This is a genomic window from Rhizosphaericola mali, assembly GCF_004337365.2.
In the GTDB taxonomy this organism is placed as follows: Bacteria; Bacteroidota; Bacteroidia; order Chitinophagales; family Chitinophagaceae; genus Rhizosphaericola; species Rhizosphaericola mali.
Genome location: NZ_CP044016.1, coordinates 1,504,803 through 1,518,365, shown reverse-complemented (window position 1 = coordinate 1,518,365; position 13,563 = coordinate 1,504,803). Strand labels below are relative to the sequence as shown.

17 protein-coding genes are annotated in these 13,563 nt (G+C 34.6%); 8 read left to right on the top strand and 9 right to left on the bottom strand.

Going from position 1 to position 13,563, the window contains the following annotated elements:
- Nucleotides 1–456 precede the first annotated feature (456 nt).
- Together E0W69_RS06590 and E0W69_RS06585 are read left to right on the top strand one after the other, a co-directional pair.
- The gene (locus E0W69_RS06590; protein ID WP_131329229.1) at nt 457–711 is read left to right on the top strand and encodes a hypothetical protein; all 255 of its coding nucleotides are present in this window, start codon (nt 457–459) and stop codon (nt 709–711) included.
- Nucleotides 702–1,004, top strand: a complete 303-nt coding sequence (locus E0W69_RS06585) for a DDE-type integrase/transposase/recombinase (protein WP_131329228.1) — start codon at nt 702–704, stop codon at nt 1,002–1,004. The genes E0W69_RS06590 and E0W69_RS06585 overlap by 10 nt, the downstream gene beginning before the upstream one ends.
- 655 nt (nt 1,005–1,659) lie before the next feature.
- Here the strand turns inward: E0W69_RS06585 and E0W69_RS06580 are convergent.
- The 7 genes from E0W69_RS06580 to E0W69_RS06550 form a co-directional block, all read right to left on the bottom strand.
- Entirely contained in the window at nt 1,660–2,109 is a 450-nt protein-coding gene (locus E0W69_RS06580; RefSeq protein ID WP_131329227.1) for a nuclear transport factor 2 family protein, read from the bottom strand.
- Between the two features lie 6 nt (nt 2,110–2,115).
- Nucleotides 2,116–3,051: a nuclear transport factor 2 family protein gene (locus E0W69_RS06575; RefSeq protein ID WP_131329226.1), complete on the bottom strand. Its 936-nt coding sequence runs from the start codon at nt 3,049–3,051 to the stop codon at nt 2,116–2,118.
- Between the two features lie 5 nt (nt 3,052–3,056).
- Nucleotides 3,057–4,040, bottom strand: a complete 984-nt coding sequence (locus E0W69_RS06570) for a TIGR03571 family LLM class oxidoreductase (RefSeq protein ID WP_225321424.1) — start codon at nt 4,038–4,040, stop codon at nt 3,057–3,059.
- Nucleotides 4,041–4,048: 8 nt separating this feature from the next.
- Nucleotides 4,049–5,146, bottom strand: a complete 1,098-nt coding sequence (locus E0W69_RS06565) for an alkene reductase (protein ID WP_131329225.1) — start codon at nt 5,144–5,146, stop codon at nt 4,049–4,051.
- Nucleotides 5,147–5,189: 43 nt separating this feature from the next.
- Nucleotides 5,190–5,492, bottom strand: a complete 303-nt coding sequence (locus E0W69_RS06560) for an ArsR/SmtB family transcription factor (protein ID WP_131329224.1) — start codon at nt 5,490–5,492, stop codon at nt 5,190–5,192.
- A gap of 201 nt (nt 5,493–5,693) precedes the next feature.
- Complete coding sequence (locus tag E0W69_RS06555; protein ID WP_191967988.1) at nt 5,694–6,284, bottom strand: Crp/Fnr family transcriptional regulator; 591 nt, start codon at nt 6,282–6,284, stop codon at nt 5,694–5,696.
- A 43-nt stretch (nt 6,285–6,327) separates the two neighbouring features.
- Nucleotides 6,328–6,678 (bottom strand): nuclear transport factor 2 family protein, encoded by a 351-nt coding sequence (locus tag E0W69_RS06550; RefSeq protein WP_131329223.1) that lies wholly within the window; start codon nt 6,676–6,678, stop codon nt 6,328–6,330.
- Nucleotides 6,679–6,918: 240 nt separating this feature from the next.
- Here E0W69_RS06550 and E0W69_RS06545 point away from each other — a divergent pair, with 240 nt between their 5' ends.
- On the top strand, nt 6,919–7,497 hold the full coding sequence (locus E0W69_RS06545; RefSeq protein WP_191967987.1) for a Crp/Fnr family transcriptional regulator: 579 nt from the start codon (nt 6,919–6,921) through the stop codon (nt 7,495–7,497).
- Nucleotides 7,498–7,583: 86 nt separating this feature from the next.
- Here the strand turns inward: E0W69_RS06545 and E0W69_RS06540 are convergent, their stop codons facing one another.
- Nucleotides 7,584–9,005, bottom strand: coding sequence for an amidase (locus tag E0W69_RS06540; RefSeq protein WP_131329221.1), 1,422 nt, complete (start codon nt 9,003–9,005; stop codon nt 7,584–7,586).
- Nucleotides 9,006–9,170: 165 nt separating this feature from the next.
- On the opposite strand from E0W69_RS06540, the gene E0W69_RS06535 reads away from it, so the two are divergent.
- From E0W69_RS06535 to E0W69_RS20430, 5 genes are all read left to right on the top strand, one after another.
- On the top strand, nt 9,171–9,728 hold the full coding sequence (locus E0W69_RS06535; RefSeq protein ID WP_131329220.1) for a Crp/Fnr family transcriptional regulator: 558 nt from the start codon (nt 9,171–9,173) through the stop codon (nt 9,726–9,728).
- An 82-nt stretch (nt 9,729–9,810) separates the two neighbouring features.
- Complete coding sequence (locus E0W69_RS06530) at nt 9,811–10,623, top strand: oxidoreductase (RefSeq protein ID WP_131329219.1); 813 nt, start codon at nt 9,811–9,813, stop codon at nt 10,621–10,623.
- A gap of 4 nt (nt 10,624–10,627) precedes the next feature.
- Nucleotides 10,628–11,197, top strand: a complete 570-nt coding sequence (locus E0W69_RS06525; protein ID WP_131329218.1) for a Crp/Fnr family transcriptional regulator — start codon at nt 10,628–10,630, stop codon at nt 11,195–11,197.
- A 9-nt stretch (nt 11,198–11,206) separates the two neighbouring features.
- On the top strand, nt 11,207–11,791 hold the full coding sequence (locus tag E0W69_RS06520) for an SDR family NAD(P)-dependent oxidoreductase (protein WP_131329217.1): 585 nt from the start codon (nt 11,207–11,209) through the stop codon (nt 11,789–11,791).
- Nucleotides 11,792–11,834: 43 nt separating this feature from the next.
- The gene (locus E0W69_RS20430) at nt 11,835–12,002 is read left to right on the top strand and encodes a hypothetical protein (protein ID WP_191967986.1); all 168 of its coding nucleotides are present in this window, start codon (nt 11,835–11,837) and stop codon (nt 12,000–12,002) included.
- Nucleotides 12,003–12,246: 244 nt separating this feature from the next.
- Here E0W69_RS20430 and E0W69_RS06515 read toward each other — a convergent pair whose 3' ends face one another.
- The gene (locus tag E0W69_RS06515; RefSeq protein ID WP_225321423.1) at nt 12,247–13,497 is read right to left on the bottom strand and encodes an alpha/beta fold hydrolase; all 1,251 of its coding nucleotides are present in this window, start codon (nt 13,495–13,497) and stop codon (nt 12,247–12,249) included.
- Nucleotides 13,498–13,563 lie beyond the last annotated feature (66 nt).

Here is a 13,563-nt window from a genome sequence, read left to right as displayed (position 1 = left end):
GAAGTACTATTGATTATTGGCGCAAAAAACTCAGTAATTTTACTTCTAAAAACAAAGCTATGAGCAAAGATTTGGAGATAAAAAAGCTAAAAGAAAAGCTGGAAAAATTGGAATTTATTAAAGATTTCCAATAAGATTTAATAGCCAATTTTGAGAAAGTAATAGGCAAAGAACTCTCAAAGGAGTTTTTACCCAAACACTTGGCGGACGAGATTCTAAGAAAGAAAAAGAAGTTAAAATAAAGCATCCTTACCAAGTGTTTGGGGTAAGCAAACAGGCATATTATAAACGCATAAAAGCTCAGGAAATAAATGCAAATCAGAATCAATTAATCCTTCAAATAGTGCAAGAAATACGGAAAATACATCCACGTACAGGGACTCGAAAACTGATGGAATATATACTACCGAAATTGATAATAAATAAGCTAAAAATAGGCAGTGCGCACTCTTTACCTTGCTTAGACACAATGGATTATTAGTTAAGAAAACAAAGCGCTTTCACATTACTACAGATTCTAAACACTTTTTCCATAAATCGCCTAATTTATTGAAAGACATTGAAATAACACATGCAGAACAGGCTTTGGTGACCGATATAACGTACATCAAAACCGATAAAGGTCATGCTTATCTTGCATTGGCAACGGATCCTTATTCGAAGAAGATCATGGGTTATGCTATAGAAGATAATATGCGAAAATGGCTTTAAAAATGGCCTATAAAAATAGCATTTTCCACATCAAAAAAACGATTCATTATAGTGATAGAGGCATTCAATTTTGTTGTCCAGACTATTCGGAATTTGCCGAAAAATTAGGCTTTGTATTAAGCACCACTCAGCAGTACGATCGTTATGGAAATGCAGTAGCAGAACGTGTAAATGGCATATTGAAATATGCGGATGGATTGAGGCATACACTACCAGATTTAGTTACCGCAAAGAAAATAGTAGCACAAGTGGTGTGGAGATTTACAATAGTCAAAGAATCCATTGGAGTTTAGGATTGAAAACACCCAATGAGGTTCATGTACATTTTGACCAACACAAGTATCAATACTATGGAAGCCGTCGAATGTGTGGGGGAGGAGTGTTGGAAACTTTTTTGGCCCCTTAAAAGGCCTAAAAAAAGTTTTCACTATTCTGGTTGCGGACAGAAATATTATTACTAAATTTGATTCATTAACCCAAAAATAGAGTCAACCTATAGTAGGACATGACAAATTTATAAATCCAATGCATCTAATTGTTTATCAATACATTTTGGGAATTAAATCAATTTTGGTATTAAAGGGCTAAATTGATCGGTTTTTCTACATAACGAAGACCGTATTCCCTACGATGTTGTATACTGTAACCTTAACATTATTAATTGAAATAAGTACTATTGATTTTAGTTGTCAAACATGAAACCCTAAAAGATATTGCCAACTTTCTTTTGCTGCAGATATCTACTTTATCAATAGGATTGTCCATAGTAAAGGAAATTTGTGTATTTCATAAATGGAGAATTGAATATTAATTTGTAAATTACTATAATATTCTAACTCTCTATTTTTTAAACTTGTTCTTAGTCGATATTACATAGTTTGATAATTTTTGTGGTAAATTTAAGACTAGAAATAAATGATCTATGCATTTATTTCTAGTCTATTTTTTCTAATAATTTCGCTCTGGCCAATTGACGTTAAGATGACTTTTTATAATTAACCATTGTCCATTTATTTTTTCGTATTCGTCTATATATACGCCAAGTAGCAGTAGTGGAAATTCGTCTTTTTCTCTTTGAGTCACCGTATCAACTAAATAACACTTACCAGTTGCTTGATAGTCATTTTTAAATTCTATAAGATGATTAGATACTATATGCATGAATGGATACGATCCATAGTTTTCTACATCATAATCCTTAAAAGCCTTTTCTAAACCTTGTCGTATGGCATTTCGACCTATCCAAGGATCCCGATCAGTTTGACAAAATGCATCCGCTGAAAAAACTGTTATTGCTTCGCTAATATGCATACTATCTAATGCGTGCGTATAGCGTATTCTTAAATTCTTTATGGATTCCATATCCAATAGTCTTTCTATATTTTTTTGTAAGTCCATGATTATTTATTTTTTTTCTTTTGCGTAAAACCAACCTGGATGATAAGAGAAATAGGAGATTTTCCAAACAGAATCTTCTTTTCTCATTTTCAATTCATAGTTGGCTCCGTACAAAATTGGTGATTGTAATACGGTTTCGTATTGTTGAGGAATAATCCTCCCGATAACTAACTCTGCTTCATTTCCATCTTCACTAATATGATAACTTATAGGCTCGCCAAAATGTTGCATCCAAGGCCAAGATTGTCTAAATGCTTTCATCGTGCCAATAACTTGTTGATTTCCCTTCAAATAACCCATTGGCGTAAAATCACCTTCAATATCATGCGTAAAAACGGATTGTAATAAATGAAAGTCAGCTTGATCAATTGCCCAGGCATATCTAGCATAGGTTTGCAATAATTCTTCCTCAATATTGGTGGAATGAAAATTACTATATTTATTCCAAGGAGCATCCACTTCACTTACTATAACACTTAAAGGATCTCCTACTTTCCAAAACCTATATCCCAATGGTTTACGCCAATTAGGAATAAGATCATCTTCCCCCTCTATCCAATTCAAAGAAAAAGTTAGCGACTTAAATTTTATTGTATTCGGTCCAAACTCAATATCTGCTAATACAGTGGCTCCAATTGTCATAACTTCATTTCTGTCATCCTTTACTATTCCGTATACATAAAATGTCAGCGTGTAAATATTTTCGGTCTTTGTGGCAAAATAAAGATTACTTGAAAATAAAGACATCGCATTGCCTACGGGTTGTTTTTCTAGTAAAAGTTTTACTATTGGCAAATCACAAGTTGCGCTACCATGTGCGGAGCTATTAAATACGGCATCTGCATCCCAAAAAGAACGTAATGCACTAGAATCTTCCATTTGCCATGCTAATAAAAAATTATCAACAAAATCCTTTATTGTATTTCTGTCTAATATTTCCATGATAATTATTTAAAGACTGGCACGATATATTTTCCAAACTCTTCTAAGACATCCAAAGGATTTCTTTGTGAGGACTTAAGGTTTAGTAATATATGAGAAATACCCAACACCCTTTGGCTTTCCCAATATTCAATTAAGCTATTGCGTCCTCCATAGGTAAATCCTCCATTTACCTGTACTGGCGTATCTGGATTTTCTGCTAATTCGAAGAAACTTCCGTATCCATAAGGACTGAATACATGGTTATTTGCTTGTCGCCATTGTTCTAATATATGAGAAGAACCTCTGGCTTGTAACCCATGCCATATCCAACCATCGGTATTTTTAGCAATCCATTCTATATTTTGCCCTGCTCGGCCGATATTGAGGATGGGAATTTTTGGGGAAAATGATTTTGGATACATATCCAGATCTCCAGACAGATTACCATAAAAAGTAGATTGATAAGACGGATAATTCTCTTCTATGACTTTATGAATGATATTTACCTCATCTTGAAACCGCTCTACTCTCGAATAAAAATTTACGCCAAAGGCTGGATATTCAGCGAGTCGATCACCACCCGCTAATCCCAATATAAATCTACCTTTGGTAAGGTTATCTAAACTCAAAGCTTGTTTTGCCAAAAGAATTGGATTTCTAAGCGGCAGTACAATTCCAGAGGTACCTATGACTATATCTTTGGTCATTGCTGCTAACCATCCAGCATATACCATGGCATCGTACATCTGACCAGTATCACCAAAATTAGGATCGTAAAAAGGTACATCACGCAACCATATTGCATCGATGCCGACCTCATCTGCCTTTTTTACCAATATCTCTTTGTCACTCATATCCGGAAAAGGAGATTGAGGATAGCCTTTCATTGGTGCAATCAAACCAAATGTCAACTTATTAGGTTGAAATAGTTTATTATAACCATAGTGTTGGACTAAGGTTTTAGGGTACGACAACATAGTCGTATCTATTCGGTTTTCTTTGTTCATAACGATATTTATTTAATATACGTTTTAGTTAAAAATGGATAATCGGTATATCCTTTTGTCGAACTTCCATATACATTTTCTTTGTCCATCGTGTTGTATGGTCCATTTTTTTTAAACCTTTCAACAAGGTCAGGATTGCTGATAAATGGCGCCCCAAATGAAACTAAATCAGCTAGATTGTCTTCAAGTGCTTTTTCTGCTGTGTCCCGATCAAAAGCTCCATTAATCATATAGTTACCCTTATATATTTGTCTGTATTTTTTGGCTATTTCTAGAATTCTTGCATGAGAATGAGCAATTTTTCTTGTAAAACCCGAAATATGCAAATAGGCTAAATGATAATCATTTAATCGATGAATGATATATTCAAAAAGCGCTTCCGATTCCTCATCGAGTTCAATACCAAAAGTTTGGTCCAAATCAGGCGCCAACCGAATACCGATTTTAGACGCATCCACTTTTTCAATCATTTTATCCAATACATCAAACAAAAAGCGCGCTCTATTTTTAATACTACCGCCATAAGCGTCGGTACGCACATTAGAACATTTCATGAAAAATTGATGAAACAAATAACCATTTGCGGCATGAATTTCCACTCCGTCAAAACCTGCTTCCATTGCATTTACCGCAGCTTTTTGAAAATCTAATATTGTATTGTCTATATCTTCTATTGTCATTGCCTTGGGCTCAATCGTTTGGGTAAATCCTTTTTCTGTATAACATTGAAAATTAGGATTGATTGATGATGGACCAATAGGCAATTTGCCATTCAAAAGATCTGGATGAGAAATACGACCTACATGCCATAGTTGTGCAAATATGTATCCATCGTTTAAATGTACTTTATCCGTTACGGTTTTCCAGCCTTCTACTTGTTGAGGCGTATAAATACCTGGAATATTTATATAACCAATAGCTTCTCCATTGATAGGTGTGCCTTCACTGATGATGAGCCCAGCTGATGCACGTTGCGCATAATACAAAGCAATCTGCTCATTTGCTTTTAATTCTGGATTATAGGCTCGCGTTCTAGTCATAGGCGCCATAACGATTTTATTGTTAAGGACTATGTTTCCCAACTGGAATGTTTCATTTAATTTCATTATTCGAAATATTTATAATTGTAGATATATTGTAGCAAAAAAATTATTTTAGGTAGTCGGTATATGCCTGAATAGTCTCTTCATTACGTAAAAAATAGGTCCATTTTCCTATTCTTTTATTTTTCAGCAAGCCACAACTTTCCATATTCTTAAGATACGTGGAAATCGTAGATTGGGACAAGCCACTTTTGTCATTAATAAACGTTACACACACACCATCTTTGTTAGACAGACCAGAGGTATTAGCAGGAAAATTTGCTTCTGGATTTTTCAACCATTCCAAAATTTGCAGTCTTACAGTATTGGATAAACACTGGCTTATTTCTGCTACTTGTTTTAATTCCATAAAGCAAAGATAATACTTCATATCGATATATATAGATATTTAAATTATTTAGAATATTATTATGAAATTATCAAAGTGAAATATTTTGCAATAAAAATTTTATAAGATTTTAATATATTAAATAAGATAGCCTTTAGTTACAGAAATTTCTTTTATTTAAGGAGTAGATCTGTTCAAAAAATATTAGAACAATATTATCAACTATTTTTTGGATTGAAATTTTCGTTTACGAATCCGACTAAGAAAGATGGGTGTAACGCCTAAATAAGATGCTATATGTTTTTGAGTGATTCTTTGTTCTAGTTTCGGGTAACGTTCTTGAAATAGGGCATATCTTTCTAGTGCTGTCAAAGAGACATTTGCCGTAATTTGACTTTGGTAAAAATTAAATCCATTCTGAATTAAAATCCTAAAAAAACGCTCGAACTTCGGAACCAATAAATATAATTTCTCCAAATTTTGAAAGGAATAATATAACAATTCACAGTCTTCTAAAGCATCAATCCCATAAAAAGCAGCAGACTGTGTGGAAAAGCTTGCAATGTCTGCAACCCACCAATTTTCGGGGCAAAACATCACGTTGTGCTCTAGGCCTTCATTGTCGCAACTAAAAAGTCGCAGGCAACCGCTGTCTACAAAATAAAAATTGCGACAAATATTACCTGCGATTAAAATTTTTTGATTTTTTTTAATACTACTAGACAGTAAAAGCGATATCGCAACTTCCTTTTCCTGATCGGTTAGAGCAATATGCATCGCAATATTATTAAAAAATTGGTCGTACCTTTCCATTACCGGTAAAAATAAAAACCAATCGACTTAATTGTATCAACGACTAAAAAAAACTTACAATTTTAGTAATCTTGTATTGGTTGTCAAATTCGAAACAATCGAAACCTTCAACAGTATTGCCATCCGAAAAAATAGCTTTCCAATTGTAACGACCTACGTTATGATGTGTATCTGGTTCTGTCAATACTTCAAATCTTCGACCCGGAAATTTTTCCAAAGAACTCATCGCAAGTTGTGCAATCGCATCTACTCCTTTTATGTTGTCAATTTGTGGATCAATATAAGTAGCCTCTTCGTTCCAAATTTTACTAAATGCATTTTTAAAATCTTTGAGATTGTTTTCGTTCCACGCATTTACATAATCGTGAATCATTTTCTGAACATTCGTATTCATATCATTATTTTTTTGTTGAAAGCAAAATTCAATCAACTATAGAACAAAAAAATAAACCTAGGTTTATAAAAAGAATAAAGAAATAATATAGTAACTAAGTGGTTCTAAAAATTAAAATTAGGCAAATGCTCCAAAGAGATATACCTAAGGATTGGAGTAATGACAAATACTTCGCAGTTTAAAGTACAATTTCTTAATTGTTTATTTAGTAAAAAGTTTGGATTTTTACTAAAAATTAGAATGCAGGATGTATTTACCAACTACTTAAAATCCCAGGTGGACATATCGGATGCGGAACTAGCGGAAATACTACAACTGAGTATCAATAAAACTATTAAAAAATCGCAATCCATTCTGCATGATGGCGAGACTTGGCGATTTATGTGTTTTATCACGAAAGGTTGTTGTCGCTTATATCGTTTCGATGAAAAAGGAATGGATCACACGGTACGATTTGGTATCGAAAATTGGTGGATGACCGATCAGCAGAGTTACAATCTAAATATTCCGTCAGAATACAATATTGAAGCCATCACGCAAAGCTCTTTACTATTGTGGAGAAAGGAAGATTGGGAAAATCTAATAGAAAAAATTCCTGCTTTAAAACAATTTTACACGGTACTTAGCGCAAGAGCTTATGAAGCTGGCTTGCAACGTATTTTTTCTCTTATTAGCAAAACTGCCGAGGAAAGATACTCCGAATTTCAAATAAACTATCCTACTATATTCAACAAAGTACCCTTGTATATGGTGGCTTCTTATCTGGGAATATCAAGAGAAACGCTCAGCCGTATTAGAAAAAATGCAACGATAATTTAAATCAAACTATAAAAAATAGATTTATTTACATTAATTATAGTTAAGAAAAAAGGTTGGCCAAAATTAAGTTTAGCCAACCATTTACTTTATAAATCAGGATGCAAATTAGGCACCGATCTCAAATTTTCTAACAAACTCGCAATATGCAAGATTTTGTATTCTTGATTCCAAGAACCTACAATCTGAATATTAATTGGAAGCCCTTCTCTGCTTGTGCCAAATCGCATTGATATACCTGGCAAACCTGTGAGATTCAAGGGGACAGTCGCCGCCTGAATGTAGGTGGCATCTACAATTTGGCCATCAATATTAAATGTTTCCATTCCGTGAGCATACGCTGGAATAGGCAACACTTGCGTGATAATTGCATCATATTTTTGGAAAAATTCCCAATAACCATCCTTAATTCTTTCCGCAGCGTGCCCTGCTTCTACATAGTCTTCAATGGATGTGTCAGGAGCGCTCAACATTGTTTGTGCCATTTTGTAAATCTTTTCTGGAGGAAATCCTGCTGTTGCTTTTCTAAACTCAGGTTTCATTTCCATTACGTGCAATTCGTTAAAAACCTCCAATGCAAAATCTTTTTCCAAAGCAGGAATATTAACCTCTTCCACATAAACACCAATACTTTGTAATGCTTCAGCAGCTTGCTTCACAACACTTTTTACTTCTTTATCCACAGGGCCTAAACCGGGACCTGTCATCCAACCGATGCGCAAAGGTTGGAATTTACTAAAGTTTTCCTTTTTGATATTTACCAATGCGTTAATGGTATTTCCATCCTGAGGATCAGGACCGAGCAAATCATTATATGCCAATTCCAAATCACGAATACTTCTCGCCATTGGACCTACATTCCAAAATTTGCGTGGCGTTCTAGGCCAAATTCCTGTCATGGGAATACGTCCCAAAGTCGCTTTTAAAGAAGAAATTCCAGTCTGAGCGGCAGGGCCTCTAACTGAGATTGCTAAATCCGTACCTAATCCAAGAGGAGACATTCCTGATGCGATGGCTGCGGACTCTCCACCACTGGATCCGCCTGGTGTTTTGGTAATATCCCAAGGATTATTGGTCCTGCCCGTCAATAAATTATCGCTTTCAATCCAATAAGAAAACTCAGGAAGGTTTGTTTTCGCCAATAAAATGCCACCCGCATTTTTTAACCGGGCAACGCTTGTTGCATCTTGTACTGGAAGTCTTCCTTGAAAAATGGGAGAACCGCGTTGCGTCAACACTTTCGCCGTATCAATAGAATCTTTTGCGGTAAACGGAACACCATGAAGCGCACCAAGTTTTTCACCTTTCATTACGGCATCTTCTGCTTTTTGAGCTGTTTCGATCGCAGTATCTGCAATTTGAACAATGGCATTAATCTTTGGATTAATCGCCTCAATTCGTTCCAAATGAGTTCTTACAATTTCCACAGGCGACAATTGTTTCGTTTTTACAAGTTTCGCCAACGTGTACGCATCAAAGAAGAAAAGAGGATTATCTTTTGTGCTTTGCATATTTTAAAAATTTATTTGCTGCAAAGTTTTGCCAAATAATAGCTTTCTTAAAAAGGCATATAACACAATTTTTATGTGACATTTGTCACACAAAAATTACTATAGAAAAAAAACTTTTTGCCCTAAGACAATTCTAAACTGAAACGCAATAATTATTTTTACTGTATGAAAGAATTTATTGATTATTTGTTGTTATTTGGAAATTTGAACCAACAACAAATTGATTTTATATCCAAAAAAGGTGTTGAAAAAATACTTCATAAAGACGAATATTTTGCAGAAGCGGGAAAAGTAGTAAAGCATTTAGCTTTTACGATTGATGGTGTTCTGCGTATTTGCTATTACAACAATCAGGGCGAAGAAATTACACGTTATTTTCTAGACGAAAACCATATTATTTATAGTTTTAAAGGCGAACCATTGTCGGAATATGTTCAAGCGGCAACGGATTGTCGACTATTGCTTTTCACCAACAGTGATTGGAGAGAAATTGAAAATACGATTGCGGGTTGGGACGCTATTTTTCAGAAAATTGTCAACAAAACTTTGGCAGAAAAACTCGATCGTAGAAGTCCGTTAATAGAGCAAGATGCCACAACGAGATATTTAATGTTTTTGGAAAAATTTCCGACGCTCGTCAATCGTATTTCTCTTGCCTATATTGCTTCTTACTTAGGTATGACGGCTTCTTCCTTAAGTAGAATTAGAAGAAATATTCGGTAAAAACACTTTTTGCCAAATGGTAAAAAAAATCATTTTTTGTTGATACACCTTTGTCATATTATCAATTATAACATTTAAAAATATGACAAAGACAGTATTAATAACTGGCGCTTCAGCAGGAATTGGAAAAGCAACTGCTATTTATTTGGCACAAAATGGCTACAACGTTTATGGTGCAGCACGTAGGATAGAAAAAATGCAAGAATTAAAAGCACTAGGTATAAAAACTATTTCTTTGGACGTTACAAAAGATGAAAGTCTCGTTGGTTGTGTTGAACAGATTTTGAAAGAGACTGCACGTATAGACATTTTAATTAACAATGCAGGTTCTGGCTATTATGGTGCACTAGAAGATATGCCTATTTCAGATGCAAAATATCAGTTGGAAGTAAATATATTTGGTGTGGCACGTTTGATACAATTAGTGCTACCAACTATGCGAAAAAATAACTATGGAAAAATCGTAAACATTTCTTCAGTTGGAGGCAAAATAACTTTACCAATGGGTGTATGGTATCATGCTAGTAAATTTGCGATAGAAGGTTTAAGTGATGCTCTTCGCAAAGAAGTAAAATCATTTGGAATTGATGTTATAGTTATTGAGCCTGGAGGTACAAAATCAGAAATAACAGGACTTGGAGCAGAATATATGTTGAGTGTCTCTGGCAATACCGCTTATAACACTTTGGCAAAAGGAGTTGCTAATATGTATGCAAAAGTAGAAAAAGATGCAGCAGATCCAATTGTAATTGCCAAACTTATCAAACAAGGTATTGAAGCAAATAATCCGAAAACAAGATATGTTGGCGCTTCAGGGGCTAAGATAATGTTATTTTTTAGAAAAATCCTGTCAGACAAATTTTTGGATAAAATGATAATGAGTCAAATGAAATAAAATTATGGAAGTACTTATTAATCATTTATTACAGTTCGGAAATTTAAATAAACAGCAAATTGATTTAATTAAAAGCAAAGCTGTGTTCAGAAAAATTAAGAAAGACGAATACTATCACGAAGCGGGAAAGACGCCACGTGAAGTTATTTTTTTGATTGAAGGAATTATGAGAGTTAGTTATTACAACAGAAAAGGGGATGAAGTTACAAAGTACTTCATTGAGGAAAACAATTTTGTAGCAGACATTAACAGCTATAATCAAGAAATTCCCTCTACTGAATATGTGCAAGCAATTACTGATTGTTCTTACTACTCATTTTCCAAAATCGCAATGAAAGATCTGTCCATGACGATCATAGAATGGGACAATATTATTGCTAAAATAATAGCAAAAGGCTTGGTAGATAAAGTGAATAAAATTAGTCCGATGATGTCAGAAGACGCTACGGAACGCTATCATTCGTTTCTTGAAAAATTTCCCAAACTGGCCAATCGTATCCCGCTTTCTTATTTAGCTTCCTATTTGGGTGTAACGCAATCATCATTGAGTAGAATTCGGAGAAATATTCGATAAAATTGTTTTTTGCAATATGACAAGTCTATAGTCCGAAATGTTGAAGTCCTTTGTGGTATTAAAATAAAGAAAAGGAACAAAACAATTTTAATTACCGGAGCGTCTAAAGGATTAAGTAAAGCAACCGCAAAATTATTTATTGAAAAAATTTGGAACGTAATAGCAACTATGCGTAATCCTGAAAAGGAAACAGAATTGACACAATTTCCAAACGTTTCCTTAATCAAATTAGACATTACTAATCCTGAAGAAATTATAGAAGCCATTGCCGCTGCAGAGTGCATTCATCCGATTGATCTACTTTATAACAATGCTGTTTTTGATTTTGCGGGTCCTTTGGAAGGTATTTCCCACGAAGAAATTCAAAAATTAGTGAACACCAATTTGATAGGACCAGTGATGGTAACGAAAGCGATGCTGCCTTATTTTAGAGAAAGAAAGGCCGGTATTGTGGTCACAGCAACTTCTGCGACTGCATTTATTTTCATATACGAGGCTACCAAAGCTGCGTTGGAATCTTGGTCAGCGGGAATCAGCTATGAATTGAATCAATTCAACATAAAAGTGAAAATGGTTGCTCCAGGTTATATGTAAACTGATTTTGGACAAAACGGACGATTTGCTTTTAACAAAAATTATGCTGCTTTTTTTCCAAACGTATGTTGCTGGAATGCAAGCGGAGATTCCAGTATTGGCCGACAAGCCAGAAGGTATTGCTGCAACTGTGCTAGAAGTATCCACAGACGGCACCGATAAGCATTTATACATTGCAGTAAAACACGCCATTGATGAATATAATCAGTAGCAAAAAGACGGTTTCGAAGCAATGTTTGACACAATGGAAAAGCGTTTTTTTTTTGCGTAATATAAGTTTCAATAGAAAAACTAATAAAAAGGCTGTCTGTATTGATCGGACAACCTTTTTAGCTAAATGAGATCTTTACTCAATGCATTTTTGACTAACACAAAAGTCGTTTAGGCTAGATCTGTTTTTTGACTTCATCAGAAATTTGATTTATCAAAAAAATCTTTTCTAAAATAAATACTTATTAAATTTTGTTTAAAAAACAGGCAATCAATTGTGTTAAAATTTCTGGTCGTTCCTGCTGTATCCAATGTCCCGCCTCTTTAACAAAATGAAAGTCTAACAATTTAGTACAAGCCTTTTGTTGCATTTGTTCTAATGCACCCATTGGGCGATAAGTTGCCCAATCGGCAACTCCAGTAATAAAGCAAGATGGAATATCAATAGTATGTCCTGAAAAGAGTTCCAAATCTGCTCTATTAAGACCTCCGGTATTGCATCTATACCAATTTAGTCCACCCTGAAAACCTGTACGCGTAAATTCACTTGTATACATGTCAAGTTCATTTTCTGGTAACCATTTACAAGAAGCTATTGAAATCTCTGAAGGCATATAAGGAGCTACTTCTTCCGGCATAGTTTTACCTTTATCTAAAACATAATACATTGGTTGTTTTGCAAGTTCCTCGGCACTTAACGAAGTCAATGCAAATGGTTTATTTTCTTTCCAATCAGCACTTTTAACATAAAAGTAAGCTCTTTGAAAATCATGCAATCCTTGTTTGCAATTTAACATATCGTCATTGGCATTACGTGTCGAAAAATAGGATGTACTATCTATTTTAGGTATCGGTAATGTAGAAAGGGGATCTACTTTGGGATGCGAATCTTTCTGATCTTTTGGAGTGTTATCTTTAATATCGAATGGTAATTCAGGCACACCTCCAAAGGGGCAACTTAGGAGAATTAAAGATTGGAAAACATCTGGCCTTACTAATGCACAATAAGCCGCTACCATTGCTCCGACATCATGACCAATTACCGAATGTACCGATTTAAAACCAAGAGCCATCACTAGACCTAATGCATCTCTAGCCAGTTCATGTGTTCTAAATGATGCATAGTCTCCATCATATCTATCGTCCCAACCTGTGGTACGGCCATAACCGCGCTGATCATAAGCAATGACATGGTAGCCAAGATCCGACAATGGAACCATAATCTTACGCCAACTATACGCAAGTTCAGGAAAGCCGTGTATTAGAAGAATCGAAGGACGATTTTGCGTTTCGAAACCAGCTTCTAAAACATGTATTTTGAGACCATTAACGTCATCAATATAACGTTCTCGAATTCCTTCTGGCAGCTCAATATTCATAAAGCTTTCATTTTTTATAGTTTGATTTAATTGTGCACCTAAGACCTTAGGAGGATTATACATTATTGTGCCGAAAGCAGTCAATGCTGTATTTATTACAAAACTTCTACGTTTCATATCAATTTTATTCTGCGTTAATTAATAACAAAATGCAAAATTGGAATGAATTAGAAATAATAAATT